Genomic DNA, 21,892 nt, shown 5'->3' on the forward strand with positions numbered 1-21,892 from the left:
TTGTGAAAGCGAATTACTTATGCTACACTTTATGTAACTTAAAATGAACGGAGGGGCTTCCTTTGATCTTAATCAGATTACGTCTCAATACTTTGTGCCGATAATTGAATAGCGCTCAAAGGCTCTGTCTGTGTACAGAGTGAACGGGATTGGTCTGCCTATTTTAAAGGAACTCTTTATTAAGCTTATATGTGAAAAAGAGGGAGGGACGAATACGCCCTCTTTTTGTTTTGCCTTTATAAATAGAATGGGATAGTATAGGTGAACGCTTGTTGGATACGTATACTATCTTGGGACTTTTTGACCATGTATAGGACGAAAGCACTGCTTTCTTCTATTTCTTTGGTGAACCCTTATCCGTTTACGAAAACATAGGCAGTGACCTGTGTTTTTTATTTTGCGTAATCGAAATGGAGGAATAAATATATGGAAGAATTATTACAAAGAGCAATATTAGTTGGAGTAAATTTAGGTAAGGAAGCTGATTTTGCATATTCGATGGAAGAGTTAGCAAATCTTACGGAAGCTTGTGATGTGGAAGTAATCGGTCAAGTGACGCAAAATTTACAACGAGTAAATCCGTCGCATTATATTGGAAAAGGGAAGATTGAAGAAGTAGCAGCGTATGTGAAAGAAGCAGATGCAAATATGGTCATCTTTAATGACGAATTATCTCCTTCACAAATTCGAAATTTAGAAGAGGATTTAGATTGTAAAGTAATTGATCGTACCATTTTAATTTTGGATATTTTTGCGCAGCGTGCGAAAACGAAAGAAGCGCAGTTGCAAGTAGAGGTGGCCCATCTTCAGTACATGATGCCTCGTTTAATCGGTCTTCGTGAATCTTTAGGAAGACAAAGCGGGGGAGTTGGCACGAAAAATAAAGGCGTCGGTGAGAAGAAGTTGGAATTAGACCGTCGTAAAATTGAAGAACAAATTGCAGCTCTAAATAAAGAATTAGAGGCACTTGTTGCACAGCGTCAAACGCAGCGTAAACAACGTAAGAAAAATGAAATGCCAGTTGTATCATTAGTAGGATATACGAATGCAGGTAAATCAACGATAATGAATACAATGCTTGAAATTTTTAATGGTACTGTAGAAAAACAAGTATTTGAAAAAGATATGTTATTTGCGACGTTAGAGACATCTGTACGAAATATTGATTTGCCGGATAATAAATCATTTTTATTAACGGATACTGTTGGATTTGTAAGTAAATTACCGCATCATCTTGTGAAAGCATTCCGTTCAACGTTAGAGGAAGTGGCGGAAGCAGATTTACTTATTCACGTTGTAGATTACTCAAATCCCAATTATGAGCAATTAATTGATATTACAAATGAAACGTTAAAGAAAATTGGCGTGGAAAATATCCCGACGATTTATGCATATAACAAATCAGATTTGGTAGATGTTGAAATTCCGAAAGTGCAAGAAGATCGCGTTTATCTATCTGCGAAGAAACATGTTGGAATTAAAGAGCTTGTAGAAGTAGTTCGCTCACACATTTATAAAGAGTATACGACGTGTGAAATGTTAATTCCGTATGATCAAGGGCAGGTAGTTTCGTATTTCAACAATCATGCACACGTTTTATCTACGAGTTATGAAAACGAAGGTACGAAAATGGCACTAGAATGTAAGACGAGTGATTATGAGAAATATAAGCGTTTTTCTATTTAATAAAAAAAGGCGATCCTAATATGTTTTAGGATCGTCTTTTTCTTCATAATTGCAAGCCTTCCTTTCGTCCTGCCTTAGTATAAAAGAAAATACAAAGAGTTCATATGAATAAATCCGACAAAGCACATAGAAAAAATATATTTTTTTAGAAGTTGAATTTCTGGAAAAAGAAATGAAACCAGTATAGAATAGAAATGTTTCAAAACTCAGAATTTATTCTGATTAAAGTCTAAATTTATTACAATAACTGTAATAAATATACATTTTGTACAGGAAGGAGAAATACACATATGCAGGCAGTTTCACAAAAAAATACAGTAGAAACACCGACAATATATCGAATATTATTTGCGATTAGTTTCGGACATTTTTTGAATGATTCGATGCAAGCAGTTGTGCCAGCGTTGTTTCCTATTTTGGAAAAAACGATGAATTTATCCTATATGCAAGTAGGGTGGATTGCGTTTGCGTTAAATATGACGTCATCGATTATGCAGCCGGTTTTTGGGATGTATTCAGATAAGAAGCCGTCACCATTTTTATTACCGCTCGGTATGTTTTCGAGTATGCTTGGGATGATTGGACTCGCATTTGCACCGAACTTTATAGTTGTTATTATTTCTGTTTTATTTATTGGATTAGGTTCCGCGGTCTTTCATCCGGAGGGCGCTCGTGTTGCTTATATGGCAGCCGGTGCAAAACGAGGTTTAGCACAAGCGATTTATCAAGTGGGGGGAAATACAGGGAATTCTCTAGCACCTATTTTTACAGCATTAATTTTCGTTCCGCTCGGTCAAATTGGTTCTTTAGGTTTTACAGCCTTTGCAGCAGTAGGAATTGTATTACTAATTTTCGTATCAAATTGGTATAAAAATGAATTAGCCACTGGTGCTGTAAGAAGGAAAAAGAGGGCTGCACTTGAGGCTGAAAATGCGATTGTAAGTACGCACATTAAATTTGTTATTATACTTCTTGTTTTTCTAACATTTGTACGTTCTTGGTACGGTGCTGGTATCGGGAATTTCTATCAATTTTATTTAATAGAGCATTACGGTTTATCTATAAAAAATGCACAGTATTTCGTCTTCGCTTTTATGATTGCTGGTGTATTAGGTACTTTCTTTGGTGGTCCGCTAGCGGATCGATTCGGTAAGAAAAAGATTATTGTCTTTTCGATGCTCGGTTCAGCACCGCTTGCACTATTGTTACCTCACGTTTCTCTTATGTGGGTTGTACCGTTATTTTTATGCATTGGATTTATTAGCTCTAGTAGTTTTAGTGTAATCGTTGTATATGCTCAAGAACTTGTTCCAGGGAAAGTTGGAATGGTGTCAGGATTAATTGTCGGTCTTGCGTTTGGTCTTGGAGCATTAGGTGCTGTAGTCCTTGGGAAATTAGCTGATATGTATAGTCTTCAATTTATTATGCTATTATGTAGTGGTTTACCATTAATTGGACTTACTTCATTGTTACTGCCAAATGATAAGAAAACGATAGAATAGGGGATGCGCTATGAAATTATGTGAAAACGTTACAGAATTAATAGGAGATACACCTGTTGTCCGATTATCTAAATTTATTCCAGAGGACGCAGCGGATGTGTATGTAAAACTGGAAATGTTTAATCCGTCACGCAGTGTGAAAGATCGTGCTGCTTATAACTTAATTCATATTGCCGAGGAACACGGTCTCATTAAGCCAGGTGATACAATTATTGAACCGACAAGTGGAAATACAGGAATTGGCTTAGCGATGAATGCAGCTGCTAAAGGATATAAAGCTATTTTAATTATGCCAGATAATATGTCCAAAGAGCGTATTAATTTATTGAAAGCATACGGCGCAGAAGTAGTTTTAACACCAGCAGAACAAAGAATGCCAGGAGCAATTGCGAAGGCGGTAGAGTTACAAAAAGAAATTCCAAATAGTTTTATTCCGCAGCAATTTGAAAACCCAGCAAATCCGAATATTCATCGTTATACGACTGCACTTGAAATTTATGAACAAATGGATGGAGAACTTGATGCATTTGTAGCAACTGCGGGAACAGGTGGAACAATTACAGGGACCGGTGAAACGTTAAAAGAGAAACTACCAAACTTATATATTGCCGTAGTAGAACCGAAAGGATCACCAGTGTTATCTGGCGGTGTTCCAGGCCCTCATAAACTAGTCGGAACAAGCCCAGGGTTTATTCCCAAAAACTTAAATACAGAAGTGTATAACGAAATTATGCAAATTGCAGATGAAGAGGCATTAACTACAATGAGGAACTTGGCAAGACAAGAAGGATTACTAGTAGGGCCATCTTCAGGAGCTTCTGTTTACGCCGCAATAATGATAGCGAAGCGTTTAGGTGCTGGTAAAAAGGTTTTATGTATTGCACCTGATACAGGGGAACGCTATTTAAGTATGGGGCTATTTGAATAAAATTGATGGAAACACCTTAATAGTAAGGATGAAAATCCCCTATTAAGGTGTTTCTTTTAGAAAAATAGATAATGGGTGAGTGGGGAGAATGACAATGAAGCTATTGAAACCAACATACGAATATAGCGAACAAATTATGGAGTATAGGCAGGCATTTTTACATGCAGGAGAACAACCACACGGTAGTAGTTCTTTACAAAATTTTGATTCACTAGATGAATGGTTTGAAAAAGTGAGTATACAAGAAGTAGGAGAAAACTTACAAGCAAATCGAGTGCCATCTAGTCAGTTTTTAAGTTTTGAAAAAGGAGAACTTATCGGTTTTGTGAATATTAGACATCGATTAAATCCAGAATTATTGCTGGAAAGCGGTCATATCGGTTATAGTATCCATCCGAATAAACGTCGCCTAGGTTACGCGACAAAACAATTGAAACTTGCATTAAGTGAAGCGCAAAAGTTAGGGTTGAAGAAAGTGCTAATAACTTGTGATAAAGCTAATATTGGTTCGGCTAAAACGATTCAAAAGGTTGGTGGTGTGCTAGAAAATGAAGTAGTTTCTTCTAATTCTGGCGAAATTGTTCAACGTTATTGGGTAGAAATATGATTTAGTGGGAATTTGAAAAGGTAATATAATGTTTAATATCGAAATAGATAAATGAAAAGTAAGGGGAGTACTGCAGTTTTAGGGGGAAATGAGATGGGATTAAAAGAGAAAGCGATAGAAATATCGGAGATTTATAGGCGAAATCCGAAAGTCGAATCTATTATTTTAGCAGGCTCTGTAGCGAGAAAATTAGAAGATGAACATTCGGATATCGAATTACATATTTTATGGTCAGCATTACCTGAGGATAAAGACCGTCAAAAGCCAATCGAAACTATAGGTGGCACTATTTTGTCATATCATCCATACGAGGAAGAAGAATGGTCGGAAACGTATTTGACGAAAGAAGGAATTAAACTAGAGATTAGTAATTTTTTAACAGTGACAGCAAAAAAGGTTATTTCAGATGTTGTAGAGCAGTATGATATAAATTATGAGAAACAATGTATTGTATCATCGGTTCATGATGGTGTGAGTTTGTATGGAGAAGTGAAAGTACATGCTCTAAAAGATAGGGTTGAAGCATATCCAGAAGAACTGGCGAAAAGGATGATCTCAGAAAATCTTTGGTTTAGTAATCGTTGGCATAATCGAGAGGCGCTTTTAAAACGGAAAGATTGGCTTATGCTTTATGATGTTATTTGTGAAGTACAAAGGGATTTATTCGGTGTTTTATTCGGTTTGAATAGAATGTACGTGCACCATCCTGCATTTAAATGGATGGCTTATAATGTAGAGCGTATGAATATTAAACCTGAAAATCTATATGAGCGTATGGCGGATACGCTGATAGGGGAACCGGAGTATAGTGTACAGGAGTTAGAAGTGTTGATCGAAGAGGTATTACATTTAGTAGAACAATATGCTCCAGAATTAAATATTGCTGAACAACAAAAGCGCATTCAATATGCGAAGTGAAAAAACAAGAGATGTAACAACGCGTTACATCTCTTGTTTTTTTATTTTACTAACTTTCCTAGTATAGGTAATCGTTGAATCCTATCACCGAGAATATGCGAGGCAAGTCCACTCGTTAATACGAATAAAAGATAAACAAGTCCTCCTGCTGCGGCGCATATAAACACAATGATCAGTGATTCTACATAAGATTGTCCAGGAATAATCCAGCTTATAATTGCTCTTAATGCAATTACAACAGCAGACATTGCTGCGGAGTAAATCGTAATAAGAAATACTGTTTTTGCCGTTTCGCCAATTTTAAATTTCGCAAACTTAACGATGCAGTACAACATAATAATATTTGAAACGAGATATCCAAGAATTGTTCCAAGTACAGCACCATGTCCACCGAATAAATGTAAGAGCGGTGTGTTCATCACAATTTTAACGAGAATACCGGCTGAGAATGCGATCATTGTTTTTCTTTGATAATCAATTCCTTGTAATATAGCGGCTGAAACTGTGAAAATTGCACTTAATACAGCAGAAGGTGCAAATGAAATTAAATATTGTGATCCACCAAGTGCAATTTCAGGATTTACATAAACCATGCGGAATGCATCGTAAGCGATACTTGCTAGACCGAATGCGGCTGGGATAGTGAAGAATAACAATACTTGGAATATCTTTGAAATTTGTTCTTGTAATTCTTCTAGTTTCCCGCTTGTAAATGATTTCGTTATAGCCGGAATAATTGTTAATGAGAATCCAGTTGCAAGTGAAGCGGGAATCATAATTAACTTTTGTGCATAGTTCGTTATATAAGCGAAAACTGCATTCGCGGTTTCTAAAGGCTCTCCCATCGCTCTAAGGACATCAGCTACGGTATATTGATCTACTAACGTATAGAGCGGAATTGCAATACCGACAAATACAATTGGGATTGCATATCGAAGTAATTCTATATAAATATTTTTTAATGGAATATCGGATGCCCTTGACTTTAATTCACCTTCGGGAGGCTTTAATCCGTTATATTTTTTCCAGTACATCATTAAAATAGAGACGCTGGCAAGCGCTCCGATAACAGCGCCAAACGTAGCAACTGCAACAGAAGAGGCGACTGAACCCCCTAATAGTTTTGAAACGATAAAACTACCAACTAAAATGAAAACGACACGTGCGATTTGTTCTACGACTTGAGAAACAGCACTTGGTTTCATATGTTGAAAACCTTGGAAATAACCACGTGTAACACTCATAGCTGGTACGATAATAAGTGCGAAACTTAATGCTCGCATCGTAAGTGTTACGTCAGCGATAAATTGTGGATCTGGCGTTTTTGAGCGAATAATAAATTGTGATATGTACGGTGCCCCAATAAATAAAGTTAAAAACCCTAAAAAGCCCATAAACAACATTAATTTTACGCTAGAGTTGTATAATTTTTTGCTTGTACTATAATCACCGAGCGCATTATGTTTTGCAACAAATTTTGAGACGGCAATAGGAATACCAGCTGTTGAAAAGCTTAATAAAATACCGTACCAAGAGTATGCGTATCCATATAAAGCGACCCCTTGCGTTCCAACTAATAATTGAAAGGGGAAAAAGTATATAAAACCTAAAATTCGTGAAATCATTGTTGCACCACTTAATAAAGCGGTACCTTTTAAAACTTTTGAAGTAGACAAAATTCTTTCCTCCTACTCGTGCTGTCTTGCATTTATCCCGCTATTTGCGGGCAGTAAAACTCCCACCTCAAAATGCGACTGGAGCAAAGAAGTTAGGTGGGAGATCAACTGCCGGTAAACGCCCGATTGGTTCAACTAATAATCAGTGAGGGATGAACAAAACCCCACTGATTAAAGTTTCACTTTATCGTATACTACTATAAACCTGCTAGAGAAGTTAATACAGTATAAACCATAAATGTTCTAATACTATTCATACAAAAGTCATATTTTGAATTTTTAAATAGAATGTAATGCATAAAATTTCAAAATATAAGTTGACACTATTTTTAATGTATGATAAAAATGATAGTAATCAATTCGGAAAATAATATTTGGGCAATGAAAGGGTATAGTAGTGAATATCTCCCTATTTCAGAGAGCTGATGGTTGGTGTGAATCAGTATATAGATTATTCATGAAGTTCGTCCTGGAGCATCTTTCATAAATCTCACATTATGAGGAAATGAAAGACGGTAGTTTATACCGTTATCAAATAAAGTGGTGAAGATTGTTTCACAACTAGGGTGGTACCGCGATATTTATCGTCCCTACGTATTTACGTAGGGACGTTTTTTATTTAGGTCCTAACTTTGGTGTGGCTTCATAACTAGGGTGGTACCGCGATATTTTATCGTCCCTACGTATTTGCGTAGGGACGTTTTTTATTTAGGTCCTAACTTTGGTGTATCTTCATAACTAGGGTGGTACCGCGATATTTTTGTCGTCCCTACGTATTTACGTAGGGGCGTTTTTTTTATTATTAGGGAGGAAGTGAACGTATTAGAAAAGAGTATGGATAGAACAATATAAATACCGGATTGTAAAACAGAAAAAGATAAAGAGAGGAGATTAATAAATGAATTCACAGCAATGGACATCAAAATTAGGTTTCGTATTAGCTGCAGCAGGTTCAGCAATTGGTCTAGGGGCGATTTGGAAGTTCCCGTATATGGCCGGAATTGGAGGGGGCGGCGCGTTCTTCCTTATTTTCATCGGTTTCACATTATTAATTGGTTTACCGCTATTATTAGCTGAATTCGTTATCGGAAGAAGTACACAAAAAGAGGCCGTTGATGCATATAGAGAAATCGCACCAAAAACATTATGGCCATGGTTAGGGAAGTTAGGGATTGTAACATGTTTCATATTACTTTCTTTCTACAGTGTTGTAGGAGGATGGATTATATTATACTTATGGAATGCAATTACAGGTAGACTATGGGAAGGAAATGGAGCATACGAAGCTACGTTTGGTGAAATCATTTCCAATCCGTATTTAGCAGTTGGATCACAGCTATTATTCATCCTTATTACTATTTTTATCGTAAGTAAAGGTGTACAAAATGGTGTTGAAAAAGTAAATAAATATTTCATGCCAGCATTATTCGTTTTATTCTTCGTATTAATTGTTCGTGCACTTACGTTAGATGGTGCTGGAGAAGGAGTTCGATTCTTCTTACAACCTGATTTCTCAAACGTAACATCAGAAATCATTTTATATGCAATGGGGCAATCGTTCTTTTCGTTATCTGTCGGGGTAGCCGTTATGGTAACGTATAGTTCGTACTTACCGAAAGAAGAAAGCTTACCACGTTCAGCATTTTCTATCGTAGCTTTAACGCTTGTTATTACATTACTTGCAGGGCTTGCAATTTTCCCAGTAGTGTTCGCATTTGGGATGGAACCATCTCAAGGACCAGGGCTATTATTTATCGTACTGCCAGCTATTTTCAGTAAAATGGCGTTCGGGAAGTTATTCTTCATTGTTTTCTTATTACTATTCTTCTTTGCTACTATTACATCAGCAATTTCGATGTTAGAAATTAGTGTTGCGTCTTTAACAACTAAAGGTAAAAGTAAAGGGAAACGTGAAAAAATGGCATTAATTGTTGGCTTGTTAATCTTTGTTGTAGGGGTTCCATCAGCCTTATCATTCGGTTTGTTAAGTGATGTGAAACCATTTGGGAAAACAATTTTTGATTTAGCAGACTATGCGGTTAGTAACATACTAATGCCACTTGGTGTTTTATTAGTTTCCATCTTTGTCCCTTTAAAAATGAAGAAAGATGTATTAATGAAAGAACTTGGTGTAAGTAAAAATAAAGGCTATAAACTGTTTGTATTATGGTTATTCTTACTTCGCTATATTGCACCAATTGCGATTATTATCGTATTCCTAAATGTATTAGGAATCATTTAATGTAAAGCGTTAGTCTATCGTTTTAACGAAAAGACTAGCGCTTTTTCTTTAAAAGATTATGAAGATGCAAGGCGAGAAAAATTAGCATATAATAAAATATAAAAGGTATATTAGGAGGTATTTATATGGCGATTACAATTCAATTGCCAGACACTGCAGCGTCTCATGCAAAGCCAAGTATGGAAATGGCGATACTTTGCGTGAGGTAGACAAGTAATATACAATCAATCGCCAAAATGAGCTCGTATCATTTTTTATATTTGGCTTTGCACCTTATTGAAATGAACCATAAAAAATAAGGGGCGAGCAGAAATGAAATACGTAAAGGCTAAGGCCGTTTTACCAGAAAGTTTAATTGCTGAAATTCAAAAGTATATACAAGGTGAAACAATTTATATTCCAAAACAAGAAACGAAACATTATAAATGGGGTACACGATCTGGAGGAAGAAAACAATTAGATGAAAGAAATAAAGCAATTAAAGACGCTTTTAAAAGTGGAATTGCAATTCATCAATTAGCAGAAGAATATTTTCTGTCTGGAGAAACGATTAAGAAAATCGTGTATTCTAAATAAGGAAGCCGCCTCTAATTGGAAACTTAGAGGCGGTTTTGTTATGTAATGTTCTTTTGTAAATCGTCTTTTACATACCGTAAAAGATAATTATTGTATACAATAAAACTAATTCAACAATTTGTATGGAGTGATAAAGATGGAAGCTTTTATTAGAAGTGATCAATATAATTTTATAAAGTCACAAGCTTATATTTTAGCAAATGGACACGCGACGGCAAATGATAGAGGAGTAATTCAAGCGTTAAAGTCACTTGCAATTGAAAAGATAATACATGTATTTGAGAATTTAACGGATGAACAGAAAGAGTTAATTGATACAGTATTAACAGTTCAAAATAGAGAAGATGCAGAATCGTTTTTAATGAAAATAAATCCGTATGTCATTCCGTTTCAGGAAGTTACAGCACAAACGTTAAAAAAACTATTCCCTAAAGCAAAAAAATTAAAACTGCCTGATATGGAAGAACTGGACATGAAAGAATTATCTTATTTAAGCTGGATTGATAAAGGGTCAAGTAGGAAATTTATTGTAGCGAAAAATGATAAAAATAAGTTTGTTGGTCTGCAAGGAACATTTCAAAGTTTAAATAAAAAAAGCATTTGTTCATTATGTCATGGGCATGAAGAAGTAGGAATGTTTTTAGTTGAAATTAAAGGTGATGTACAAGGAACTTTCGTTAGAAAGGGAAACTATATTTGCAAAGATGGTGTAGCTTGTAATCATAATATGAAATCGCTTGATAAATTACAGGATTTTATCGAGAGATTAAAGAAATAAAATGGAAGACCTCTAGTACTTAAACTGGAGGTTTTTATTTTTTGAAGAAGTAATAATAGGCTTCTTTTGTAGCTGTAGATTTATAAAAAAAGTCAGGTCATTTATAATGAAATTTGATAAAAACATCTATTTGGATACAGTTACTTATATGTAAGGAGGTAAAACATGAATTACATTTCACCGAAAGATGAGGTGTTAAAGGTGAAACGATGGCCTAAAGATACGATAGCGGCGGGGCGTGGTCATACTGTTGGTCTTAAATCGGATGGCACAGCGGTAGCAGTGGGGCGAAATAAAGAAGGAGAATGCAATGTAAGCAGCTGGTGTGATATGGAAGCATTCGCTGCGGGCAATGTTCATATGGCGACGAACACTGGGAACGCTCATACAATCGCTCTTAAAAGTGATAATACTGTGGTAGCGGTGGGGTGGAATAAGCATGACCAATGCGATGTAAACGATTGGTGCGATATTGCAGCGATAGCGGCGGGGTGGCGTCGTACCATTGGTCTTAAATCGGATGGCACGGTGGTAGCAGTGGGACGAAATAAAGAAGGTGAATGCAATATAAATAGCTGGCGTGATATTGTGGCGGTCGCGGTGGGTGACTGGCATACAGTCGGTCTTAAATTGGACGGAACGGTGACGACTGTGGGTAATAATCGGTATGACCAATGCAATGTAAGTGGCTGGCGTGATATTGTGTCGATAGCGGCAGGCTATCTTCATACAGTTGGTCTTAAATCAGACGGTACAGTGACGGCTGTGGGTAATAATAAACATGGTCAATGTGATGTAAGTGATTGGCGCGATATTGTGTCGATAGCGGCAGGGAGTAATCATACAATTGGTCTTAAATCAGACGGCATGGTGACGGCTGTGGGTAATAATAAACATGGTCAATGTGATGTAAGTGATTGGCGCGATATTGTAGCGATAGCGGCGGGTTGTGCGCATACGGTCGGTCTGAAATTAGATGGCACGGTGGTAGCTGTGGGTGATAACGAATATGGTCAATGCGATGTAGACAGCTGGCACGGTATCCGATTGCCCGATCCAAACATTTTGTCAATCTAAATATTTGTTGATGGGTAATAAGAATGTTTAATTTCTAGTAAATCGCTGGTAATATTATTTTACTCAAAGATAAAAACGCATCGCACTTTGAAAAGAAAGCACGATGCGTTTTTATTATTTTTTTTGCCAATTTTCTTTTATGAAATCTTCACGGCCAGATTCTTTTTGCTCGGTAGCATATTTCTCTGGATTCTTTTTATAGAAATGTTGGTGATATTCCTCAGCTTCATAAAAAGGTGCGGCTGAGCGAATTTCAGTCACAATAGGATCTTTAAACATACCGCTTTCTGCTAGAGTTTGCTTCGATTTTTCTGCAAGCTCTTTTTGTGTTTCATTATGATAAAAAATTGCTGTGCGGTAAGAGGGACCACGGTCAAAAAATTGTCCGCCGTCATCAGTTGGATCAATTTGTGGCCAATATAAATCTAGTAATTTTTGATAAGGAAAAATAGAAGAATCGAATGTAATTTGTACAACTTCTAAATGTCCAGATGTTCCAGTCTTTACTTGTTCGTATGTTGGGTTTTCTACATGACCACCTGCATAGCCGGAAAGTATTTTATGAATACCAGGAAGTTCATCAAATGGTTTTACCATGCACCAAAAACAACCGCCTGCGAAGGTTGCGAGTTCGTATGTTTTTTCAGACATTGCTGTAACCCTCCTAAATATATATGTTTTATACAGTATTATATAAATTGTTTTATTGCGCAATAAAAAAGATTTAGAAGTGAATAAAAATTGAAATATATTTCTTTATAAAGTCTTTAAAATTCCTTCAAAGTTTCTTTTTTTCTGAGTGTTATGATGTAAATCGAAGTGAATATGTGAGGTGATAGGCAATGAATCCACGTATGAAAATTAATAGTTTACAACAAAAAATGAAAGAGAGACTAATATGAAAAAGGAATTTATACAAAGTGATTTAAGAAATATATTGATTGCGGCGTGCTTACTATTAGGGTTAGTTATTTTCGGATATTTTTTAATTAATAATTACCCAGGTGCAAATGAAAAAAAGAAGTTAACAGATGCAACATCTACTTCAGAATCAATTACGTCTCTTGCTAATTCAGCTGCCGAAGAAAGGGTTACAAAAACTTTTAATATTACGGCGAAAGTAGCAAGTTTAGATTTGGGAAATGGGAAAAAGGTAGATGCATGGACCTTTGATGGAACATCACCGGGTACTCAAATTCGAGTTAAACAAGGTGAACGTATTGTTGTAAATTTGAAAAATGAATTGCCAGAACCGGTTACAATCCATTGGCATGGATTAGATGTTCCAGCAGCAGTAGACGGTGTTCCAGGTGTTACGCAAAATGCTATAAAACCAGGTGAAACATATACATACGCATTTAATGCTGATCAGGTAGGGACATATTGGTATCATTCACATCAAAAAAGTGCAATACAAACGGAACGGGGACTATTTGGAACCATTGTTATTGAACCGAATAAACCAGCTGTAAAATATGAAAAGGATTATACAGTGGCGATCCATGAATGGAAAACAGGAGCCATAAAAACCCGTAAGCATAATGGCGAACAAGATAAAGATTGGGATAGCTATCCTAGCAATTATATTCGAAATGAAAAGGCACAAACTTTAGAAGGGCCGCTTATGATACCAAGTAATGATCAACTCAAAGATTTATCTGATGGAGATGATTACGATGTATTTACATTAAATGATACAAGTGAGGGACTACGATTGGATGCAAAACCAGGTGAAACAGTACGCCTTCGCTTAATTAATGCTGGGAATAATACGCATTTAATGACATTAGTTGGGGCGCCATTTCAAATTATTGCATTAGATGGTCGTGATATAAAAGGTGGGGACGAGCTAGATAAAGCAATTCTTCCGATGGGAGCTGCACAACGTTATGACCTTGTTTTTAAAATGCCAGAAACAACGAGTGTAAAACTTATTAATGTTGATCCATCTAAGAAAATGAATCGAATGTTAACGACGACTATTGGGAACGGTTCTTTGCCGAAAAAACCTGTTGATATAAAGAGTTATCCATGGTTTGACTTTACGAAATATGGAGAAAAAGAAGTTGGCAAGTTTACGATAGATTCAAAGTTTACAAAGGTCTATGATATGGATTTGGCAGAAGGTGTGAAAGATGTAAATGGACAAGAAAAATGGGTGTATACGATTAATGGAAAGACATCACCTGACATTCCACCAATTAAAGTAGAGAAAGGGGATAAAGTTAAGATTCGATTTAAAAATAAGGGGGAAGAAATTCATCCAATGCATTTGCATGGACATACATTCCAGGTTATTTCTAAAAATGGTAAACCAATGGAGGGAAGTCCGATTTACTTAGATACAGTTAATGTTTTTCCGGGAGAAGAATATGAAATTGCTTTAGAGGCAAATAATAGTGGACTATGGATGGTTCATTGTCATCATCTCGTTCATGCGGAAAAAGGAATGCATACGATGATGAATTATGAGGGGGTAACTACTCCGTTTTCTACAGGAGATCACGCGGGTAATCATCCAGAATAATAATACGGAGGTTTTCATGCTTTATAGAATGATAGTATTTATTGTAATAAGTACAAGTATATTTTTATTTTCTCATAGTAGTGTATTTGCTCATACAAGTGTTGTAGGAGCCACCCCTAAAGAGGGTGAGGTTCTTACAGTACAACCGGAACAGATTATTCTTGAATTTAGTGAACCAGTTGCGGGAAATGTAGTTAATATTGAATTGCTAGATGCAAGTGCAAAGAGAGTGCAAGTATCAAAGGTTGAAATATTAGATAACCCAACAAAATTAAAAGTGAAATTACCAAACTTAAATAATGGTACTTACACAGTAAGGTGGTCTATGATTTCTGCAGACGGACATCCGAGTGAGGGAGGCTATCCCTTTTCAATTGGAGAAGAAGTACAAACTAATGTAGTGGTAGAGGGAAATGCGAGTGGGAGTGGCTCAGTATTTTCAGATGTTATGATAGTAACACTACGCTATATTGTAGAGGGAATGATTTTAATTGGAGCAGGAGTAAAGTGGCTCGATATGTTTGTAAAACGTTATAGATTACCTCCCATATTGCAAAGAATGAAGAATATGAAAAAGATTTTCTTCTCTATACTTGTAGTAGGATTAATAGCCGAATTAATAGTATATAAGTCAGTTATTCCGAAGGGAAGTTTACTTATTCATTCGCCATTTTCAGTTATTATTATGATTCAACTGCTATTATTAGTTCTTATGTCTTTGCAGCATATGGGGAACGAATGGTATGCGCTAATTTGGGGATTTCTTGTTGCGAGTTTTTCTTTCACAGGTCATGTATGGATTACTAATCCAAATTGGGCAGCAGTTATAATTAGAATGGTCCATGTTATGAGTATTGCAGTGTGGCTAGGAGCACTTATTTATTTAGCTCTTGTTATAGCGTGGACAACATTATACAAAATTACATTTGATCAAAAGAGTTTCCGTAAGCATTTTAGCATTATTGCTGGTATTTCATTTATTCTAGCATTTCTTTCTGGGGAATTAATTGTGTTTTTACAGACAAGGAATTGGGTACTTTTTAATTTTAATTCAATATGGACGAACCTTTTAAATATAAAGATTCTTACTGTATGTATAATTACAATTGTAGCATGGAGACAAACGAAAACATGGGGTAACGATATCGGAACAGTTAATCGCCGTTTATTGCTCTTAGAAATTGTTCTAGCTATACTCGTATTATTAGCTGGTATTTGGATGAGTCAAGTTTCGTTTCCGGTGAATTCTGTAACAAGCTAAAATTATAATGTTCATAGGAGTTCTGTAATGTCAATCCGTATTAGATTGCTGTTGTCGTATGTTGCGATGGTAATTATTCCAATCGTTTTTTGCGGTATAGCAGTTATGTTAATTAGTGTTACTTTATTTGGTGATATTCGTATTGCAAAAGCAATCATTGGTCTTAATCAAAATAGTCATTCTCTCATTGATAAAGAGCAGGAGGGAGCTATTCGTACAAAAGAAGATGAAGATGATATTTTTAGTAGGTTGAAAATTCTTTCATCGTACGCTCCAGATAAATTGGAGGATATAAATTTTTTAAAGGAAACTGATAAAGAATTAAACGATAATCAAGCAGGATTACTAATTCGAAAAAATGATGAGCTTAAATATTCATCCCCATATTTTAAAATCTCTTCGTTTGATAAATACCTACCCGCATTTGAAACGGAAGGACAAAGAAAAGGAATGGATGTGAAAATAGAGGGTAATTCTTTTTACTATAAGCAATTTGATTACTACGATGCAGAGAAGGATAAGGTTAGTATTTTTGTATTTGAGTATGTAAACCCTTTAGAAGAAATGATTAGAGAATTTTTCCCGTATTTCGTATTCTCTTTAATACTGGGGTTAATTATTACGAATGGAATATTAACATATTTTATATCACGGAGTATTATTAAACCATTGCATTCATTAAAGCAGGCAACGGAAAGAATTCAAAAGGGTGATTTAGAATTTCAAGTAAAGCCACTTGCGAAAGATGAAATAGGTGAATTAAGTTTATCGTTTGAAGAGATGCGTGGCAGGTTGAAGGAATCGGTCGAGTTGCAAATGCAATATGAAAAAAATCGTAAAGAGTTGCTTTCAAATATTTCTCATGACTTACGGACGCCGATTACGGCTATTAAAGGTTATGTACAAGGGATTAAAGAAGGTATCGCTCGAACGCCGGAACAATTAGATAAATATTTAACGATTATTTATCATAAAGTGTTTGATATGGATCAATTAATTGACGAGCTTTTTCTCTTTTCAAAACTTGATTTGAAAGAGGAACCATTTCAATTTGAAGAGGTTGAAATTAACCAATACTTATCTGATTGTATAGAAGAATTACAGCTTGAATTGCAAGATAAGGGAATTGCAGTGAGTTGGGATGCTCAAAAGGATACTTCTATTTTGGTAAAAGGTGATCGTGAAAAATTACGTCGTGTTATTACAAATATCATTTGGAATAGTGTGAAGTATATGGATAAAGAAGAAGGATATATAGGAATTCGCATGACCGAATCTATTGATTATGTAACGATTTACATAAAAGATAATGGGATAGGGATAGAAGAGAAGGCGTTGCCTTATATATTTGAAAGATTTTATCGTGCAGATCATTCTAGAAATTCTAAAACGGGTGGAAGCGGACTTGGTTTGTCAATTGCACATCAGATTATCACACAACATGGTGGTGATATTTGGGTAGAAAGCAAAAAAGGTAAAGGAACGACGCTGGCATTTACATTACAAAAAATCAATTAGAAAAAGGAGAGCATCTTGAAAAGAATTTTAATTATTGAAGATGAAGCTATTATAGCAGAGTTAGAAAAGGATTATTTAGAGGTTGCCGGGTATACAGTAGATATTGATTACTCTGGCGAAAAAGGTTTACAAAGAGTTCTTCTGGAGGATTATGACTTGTTAATTTTAGACATAATGTTACCGGGAATAGATGGATATGAAATTTGTAAACAAGTTCGATTGAAAAAGGACATACCAATACTTATGGTGTCCGCAAAACAAGAGGAAATCGATAAAATTAAAGGGTTAGGTTTTGGAGCAGATGATTATATTATAAAACCATTTAGCCCAAGTGAAATGGTGGCGCGTGTAAACGCTCATCTAGCCCGTTATGATCGTTTAACAGGGAAGCGAGAACAAATAAAAGATGAAATTCGTATTCGAGGATTGCTTATTGATAAATCGGCACGACGTGTATTTATAAATGGAACTGAGGTCATGTTAACAGGAAAAGAATTTGATTTATTAACTTGTATGGCGGAACATCCAAACCAAGTATTTAGTAAAGATCGTCTCTTTGAAACTGTCTGGGGGATGGATGTAATTGGTGATGCAGCAACGGTTGCTGTACATGTGAAAAATATTCGTCAAAAAATTGAACTCGATCCATTTGATAAATCATACATTGAAACAATTTGGGGAGTAGGATATCGTTTTACACAGTGAAAAAAGGTCAGCAAAAATGCTGGCTTTTTTGTGTACATAAATTATTAAGAAATATATGAGTCTGCATTAGAAGTTCATAATAAAAAACAAATAACCCTCCAGTAGACGAACTGAACTTAAATGAAAAAAATCCAAAAAATATGTTGACAATGAAAAGAACAAAGTCCTATAATACGTTTAACAAATAAAAGTCAATTATGAATTTTCAGACTTTATATATGTATATGCAAAGAAGAGGAAAGTAGATGATTATGATTGTTTCAGAGAGCTACTCCAAGGCTGCGAGAGTAGTAACCATCGAATCATTGAATATCACCTCGGAGCATCGCTTGCGAAAGGGAAACTGAGTAGAGGGCGGCGGTATCGTCTTCGGTAAAAGGACGGGGGTCTGGTTGGACCTACAAAGCTTATATTTCGTGAGAAGTGTAAGGAAGCTGAGTGGTAACGCGAAACTCTCGCCTCAGCAATCAAAGCTACTATTAAGTAGTAGTTGATTGCTGAGGTGAGAGTTTTTATTTTAAAAAATAGATTAAGTAAGAGAAAAAATGTGTAAGAAGGGATTTGACAAGATGAGAAGTGACATGATTAAAAAAGGTTTTGATAAAGCTCCGCATCGTAGTTTATTAAAAGCAACTGGTTTAAAAGATGAAGATTTTGATAAACCATTCATAGCAATTTGTAATTCTTTTATTGAAATTATTCCAGGTCATAAGCACTTAAATGAGTTTGGGAAACTTGTTAAAGAAGCAGTACGTGCAGCAGGCATGGTTCCATTTGAATTTAATACAATTGGAGTAGATGATGGTATTGCGATGGGTCATATCGGTATGCGTTATTCGCTTCCGAGTCGTGAAATCATTGCAGATTCAGTAGAAACAGTTGTAAATGCACACTGGTTTGATGGAATGATTTGTATTCCAAACTGTGACAAAATTACACCAGGTATGATGATGGCTGCACTTCGAATAAACATTCCAACTGTTTTCGTTTCAGGTGGTCCGATGGCAGCGGGGAAAACATCTAAAGGGGAAGTTGTCGATTTAAGTTCTGTTTTTGAAGGGGTAGGAGCCTATCAATCTGGGAAAATTTCAGAAGAAGAATTAAAGGATATTGAAGATCATGGCTGTCCATCTTGTGGTTCTTGTTCCGGTATGTTTACAGCGAACTCTATGAACTGTTTATGTGAAGTGTTAGGTTTAGCTCTTCCTGGTAACGGGAGTATTTTAGCGATTGATCCAAGACGTGAGGAGTTAATTAAACAAGCAGCAGAAAAATTAAAAATTTTAATTGAAAGAGATATTAAACCACGCGACATTGTAACAGAAGAAGCAATTGATGATGCGTTTGCACTTGATATGGCGATGGGTGGATCAACGAATACAGTATTACACACGTTAGCACTCGCACAAGAGGCGGGGTTAGATTACGATATGAACCGCATTGATGCAGTTTCAAGGCGTGTACCGCATTTATGTAAAGTAAGTCCAGCTTCTAATTGGCATATGGAAGATATCGATCGCGCAGGCGGGATTAGTGCAATTTTGAAAGAGATGAGCCGAAAAGAGGGGGTACTTCACCTTGATCGTATAACTGCTACTGGGCAAACATTAAGAGAAAACATTGCTCATGCAGAGATTCAAGATAAGGAAGTTATTCATTCTCTAGAAAATCCTCATAGTGAAGAAGGAGGATTACGTATATTAAAAGGAAACCTTGCGAAAGACGGAGCGGTTATTAAAAGCGGAGCAACAGAAGTAAAGCGATTTGAAGGACCTTGCGTTATTTTTAATTCACAAGATGAGGCGCTTGCCGGTATTATGCTTGGAAAAGTTAAGAAAGGAGATGTAGTTGTTATTCGTTATGAAGGGCCAAGAGGCGGACCTGGTATGCCGGAAATGTTAGCACCAACATCAGCAATTGCTGGTATGGGATTAGGAGCAGATGTTGCACTTTTAACTGATGGTCGCTTCTCTGGTGCTTCACGTGGTATTTCAGTAGGGCATATTTCACCAGAAGCAGCTGCTGGCGGAACGATTGCACTTCTTGAACAAGGAGATATTGTATGTATTGATGTTGAGGAACGCTTGTTAGAAGTGAGAGTTAGTGATGAGGCATTAGAGAAGCGTAAAAAAGGATGGAAACGACCAGAACCAAAAGTGAAAACTGGGTGGCTTGGACGTTATGCACAAATGGTAACATCGGCGAATACAGGTGCAGTTCTGAAAATCCCGAATTTTGATTGAGCCAATATAAAAAGAGATAAGGATGATATAAAATGGTGCAAAATGTAAAGGAGAGAGTGAAAATTGAAGATATCTTAATGGCTCATAATTGCATGAAAGATATCGTTATTAAAACACCGTTACAACGAGATTCAGTTTTATCTGAGAAATATGAATGTGACGTATATGTTAAGCGAGAAGATTTACAAGTTATTCGTTCTTTCAAAATTCGTGGTGCGTATAATTTAATTCAAAGTTTACCGAAAGAAAAGTTACAAAATGGTGTTGTTTGTGCAAGTGCTGGTAATCATGCACAAGGAGTTGCTTATACGTGTAATTTATTGAAGATTCCGTCAAAAATTTTCATGCCAACAACGACACCTAAGCAAAAAGTATCACAAGTTGAATTTTTCGGTGGTGATTTCGCAGACATTGTATTAGTTGGTGATACATTTGATAGTTCTTTCCAAGAGGCGCAGCGCTATTGTGTGGAAAATAGGATGACATTTGTACATCCGTTTGATGATCCGTATGTCGTTGCTGGTCAAGGAACAGTCGCTGTTGAAATTATGCATGATATGGAGAAACCAGTTGATTATATATTTACAGCAATTGGCGGTGGTGGATTAGCATCTGGTATTGGTACATATGTAAAGGGGGTTAGTCCTACTACAAAGGTAATCGGTGTAGAACCGATGGGAGCTGCATCTATGAAAGAAGCTTTTCTTCAAAATGAGAATGTTGCATTAGAAAAGATTGATAGTTTTGTTGATGGTGCAGCTGTTAAGAAGGTAGGAAAGTTAACTTTTGAAACATGTAAAGATGTAATTGATGACATAGTTTTAGTACCAGAGGGAAAGGTTTGTACGACGATTTTAGAACTGTATAAGAAAAATGCAATTGTAGCAGAGCCAGCTGGTGCGCTTTCTATTGCGGCACTTGATCTATACAGAGATGAAATAAAGGGAAAAACAGTTGTATGCACGTTAAGTGGTGGAAATAATGATATTGATAGAATGCAAGAAATGAAAGAACGATCCCTTATTCATGAAGGATTAAAGCACTATTTCATCATTGAATTTCCGCAACGTTCAGGAGCACTACGAGAGTTTCTTGATAAAGGATTAGGACCGGAAGATGATATTACTCGCTTTGAGTATATTAAGAAACATAATAAAGAAAATGGTCCAGCTTTAGTGGGGGTAGAATTAAAGCATAAGGAAGACTATGAAGCTTTAATTACTCGTTTTCAAGAAAATAACATTCAATTCGTGGAGCTTAATAAAAATCCTGTGCTGTTTGATTTACTTATTTAATAAATGAAAAGAGTTAACATACAATTCTACTTGAAATAAAAAAGGTAGATACAAGCGGAGGGAAATCCTGCTTGTTCTATCTTTTTTATTCTTTGAAAGTTAAACGAAATACGCTCCATATTCAAGAAGGATAAAGCTAGTTAACCAAAAAAGTATTGCAATACAAATGATTACATACATTGTAAATTCAAAGGGAGTAAGTTTTCTCTCTCGCTTTATTTTACTTAGAAGTCTAACAGAAAAAAATGAACATAAAAGCAGGATCGCTATAGATATTTTATACACGTTTTCTAACAGACTTATATTTTCTAATAAGTTTTTCAGCATATACATCACCTATCCCATAATGTATG

The 21,892-nt window shown here is 35.9% G+C and carries 18 protein-coding genes and 1 other annotated feature; of the genes, 15 read left to right on the forward strand and 3 right to left on the reverse strand.

Going from position 1 to position 21,892, the window contains the following annotated elements; all coding sequences use genetic code 11:
• Positions 1-426 precede the first annotated feature (426 nt).
• The 5 genes from hflX to DET63_RS24285 all read left to right on the forward strand — a co-directional run bounded on the left by hflX (position 427) and on the right by DET63_RS24285 (position 5,641).
• A complete protein-coding gene (gene hflX, locus DET63_RS24265; protein WP_061688951.1) occupies positions 427-1,686 on the forward strand; it encodes a GTPase HflX in 1,260 nt (419 codons plus the stop codon).
• 290 nt (positions 1,687-1,976) lie between these two features.
• A complete protein-coding gene (locus DET63_RS24270) occupies positions 1,977-3,188 on the forward strand; it encodes an MFS transporter (RefSeq protein ID WP_002012170.1) in 1,212 nt (403 codons plus the stop codon).
• A 10-nt stretch (positions 3,189-3,198) separates the two neighbouring features.
• Positions 3,199-4,116: a cysteine synthase A gene (gene cysK / locus DET63_RS24275; protein ID WP_002012169.1), complete on the forward strand. Its 918-nt coding sequence runs from the start codon at positions 3,199-3,201 to the stop codon at positions 4,114-4,116.
• A gap of 94 nt (positions 4,117-4,210) precedes the next feature.
• Entirely contained in the window at positions 4,211-4,723 is a 513-nt protein-coding gene (locus DET63_RS24280) for a GNAT family N-acetyltransferase (protein WP_016103124.1), read from the forward strand.
• A 93-nt stretch (positions 4,724-4,816) separates the two neighbouring features.
• Positions 4,817-5,641 carry a DUF4037 domain-containing protein gene (locus DET63_RS24285; protein ID WP_113938102.1) on the forward strand — a complete coding sequence of 275 codons (825 nt, stop codon included), beginning with the start codon at positions 4,817-4,819 and terminating at the stop codon, positions 5,639-5,641.
• 41 nt (positions 5,642-5,682) lie between these two features.
• Here the strand turns inward: DET63_RS24285 and DET63_RS24290 are convergent, their stop codons facing one another.
• Positions 5,683-7,317, reverse strand: a complete 1,635-nt coding sequence (locus DET63_RS24290) for a putative polysaccharide biosynthesis protein (RefSeq protein ID WP_113938103.1) — start codon at positions 7,315-7,317, stop codon at positions 5,683-5,685.
• A gap of 372 nt (positions 7,318-7,689) precedes the next feature.
• Positions 7,690-7,912 (forward strand) — a binding site (T-box leader).
• A gap of 303 nt (positions 7,913-8,215) precedes the next feature.
• Between DET63_RS24290 and DET63_RS24295 the strand changes: the two genes are divergently transcribed.
• The 4 genes from DET63_RS24295 (at position 8,216) to DET63_RS24310 (ending at position 11,990) form a co-directional block, all read left to right on the forward strand.
• Positions 8,216-9,559, forward strand: coding sequence for a sodium-dependent transporter (locus tag DET63_RS24295; protein ID WP_002012165.1), 1,344 nt, complete (start codon positions 8,216-8,218; stop codon positions 9,557-9,559).
• Between the two features lie 312 nt (positions 9,560-9,871).
• The gene (locus DET63_RS24300; RefSeq protein WP_000878314.1) at positions 9,872-10,135 is read left to right on the forward strand and encodes a CD3324 family protein; all 264 of its coding nucleotides are present in this window, start codon (positions 9,872-9,874) and stop codon (positions 10,133-10,135) included.
• A 136-nt stretch (positions 10,136-10,271) separates the two neighbouring features.
• Positions 10,272-10,913: a FusB/FusC family EF-G-binding protein gene (locus DET63_RS24305; protein ID WP_113938104.1), complete on the forward strand. Its 642-nt coding sequence runs from the start codon at positions 10,272-10,274 to the stop codon at positions 10,911-10,913.
• Positions 10,914-11,078: 165 nt separating this feature from the next.
• On the forward strand, positions 11,079-11,990 hold the full coding sequence (locus tag DET63_RS24310; RefSeq protein WP_113938105.1) for an RCC1 domain-containing protein: 912 nt from the start codon (positions 11,079-11,081) through the stop codon (positions 11,988-11,990).
• Between the two features lie 114 nt (positions 11,991-12,104).
• On the opposite strand, the gene msrA is transcribed toward DET63_RS24310, so the two are convergent.
• Entirely contained in the window at positions 12,105-12,641 is a 537-nt protein-coding gene (gene msrA, locus DET63_RS24315) for a peptide-methionine (S)-S-oxide reductase MsrA (RefSeq protein WP_113938106.1), read from the reverse strand.
• Between the two features lie 247 nt (positions 12,642-12,888).
• On the opposite strand from msrA, the gene DET63_RS24320 reads away from it, so the two are divergent.
• The 6 genes from DET63_RS24320 (at position 12,889) to ilvA (ending at position 21,539) form a co-directional block, all read left to right on the forward strand.
• Entirely contained in the window at positions 12,889-14,517 is a 1,629-nt protein-coding gene (locus tag DET63_RS24320; protein ID WP_113938107.1) for a multicopper oxidase family protein, read from the forward strand.
• 16 nt (positions 14,518-14,533) lie between these two features.
• Entirely contained in the window at positions 14,534-15,778 is a 1,245-nt protein-coding gene (locus DET63_RS24325) for a copper resistance CopC/CopD family protein (protein WP_113938108.1), read from the forward strand.
• A 27-nt stretch (positions 15,779-15,805) separates the two neighbouring features.
• Complete coding sequence (locus DET63_RS24330; protein ID WP_113938109.1) at positions 15,806-17,296, forward strand: sensor histidine kinase; 1,491 nt, start codon at positions 15,806-15,808, stop codon at positions 17,294-17,296.
• 15 nt (positions 17,297-17,311) lie between these two features.
• The gene (locus DET63_RS24335; RefSeq protein WP_113938110.1) at positions 17,312-18,001 is read left to right on the forward strand and encodes a response regulator transcription factor; all 690 of its coding nucleotides are present in this window, start codon (positions 17,312-17,314) and stop codon (positions 17,999-18,001) included.
• A 569-nt stretch (positions 18,002-18,570) separates the two neighbouring features.
• Positions 18,571-20,244 (forward strand): dihydroxy-acid dehydratase, encoded by a 1,674-nt coding sequence (gene ilvD / locus DET63_RS24340; protein ID WP_113938111.1) that lies wholly within the window; start codon positions 18,571-18,573, stop codon positions 20,242-20,244.
• Positions 20,245-20,276: 32 nt separating this feature from the next.
• The gene (gene ilvA / locus DET63_RS24345) at positions 20,277-21,539 is read left to right on the forward strand and encodes a threonine ammonia-lyase IlvA (RefSeq protein WP_002012149.1); all 1,263 of its coding nucleotides are present in this window, start codon (positions 20,277-20,279) and stop codon (positions 21,537-21,539) included.
• Between the two features lie 99 nt (positions 21,540-21,638).
• On the opposite strand, the gene DET63_RS24350 is transcribed toward ilvA, so the two are convergent.
• Positions 21,639-21,866: a hypothetical protein gene (locus DET63_RS24350; RefSeq protein WP_113938112.1), complete on the reverse strand. Its 228-nt coding sequence runs from the start codon at positions 21,864-21,866 to the stop codon at positions 21,639-21,641.
• Positions 21,867-21,892: the final 26 nt, after the last annotated feature.

This window comes from Bacillus sp. DB-2, from assembly GCF_003315125.1.
Classification (GTDB): Bacteria; Bacillota; Bacilli; order Bacillales; family Bacillaceae_G; genus Bacillus_A; species Bacillus_A mycoides.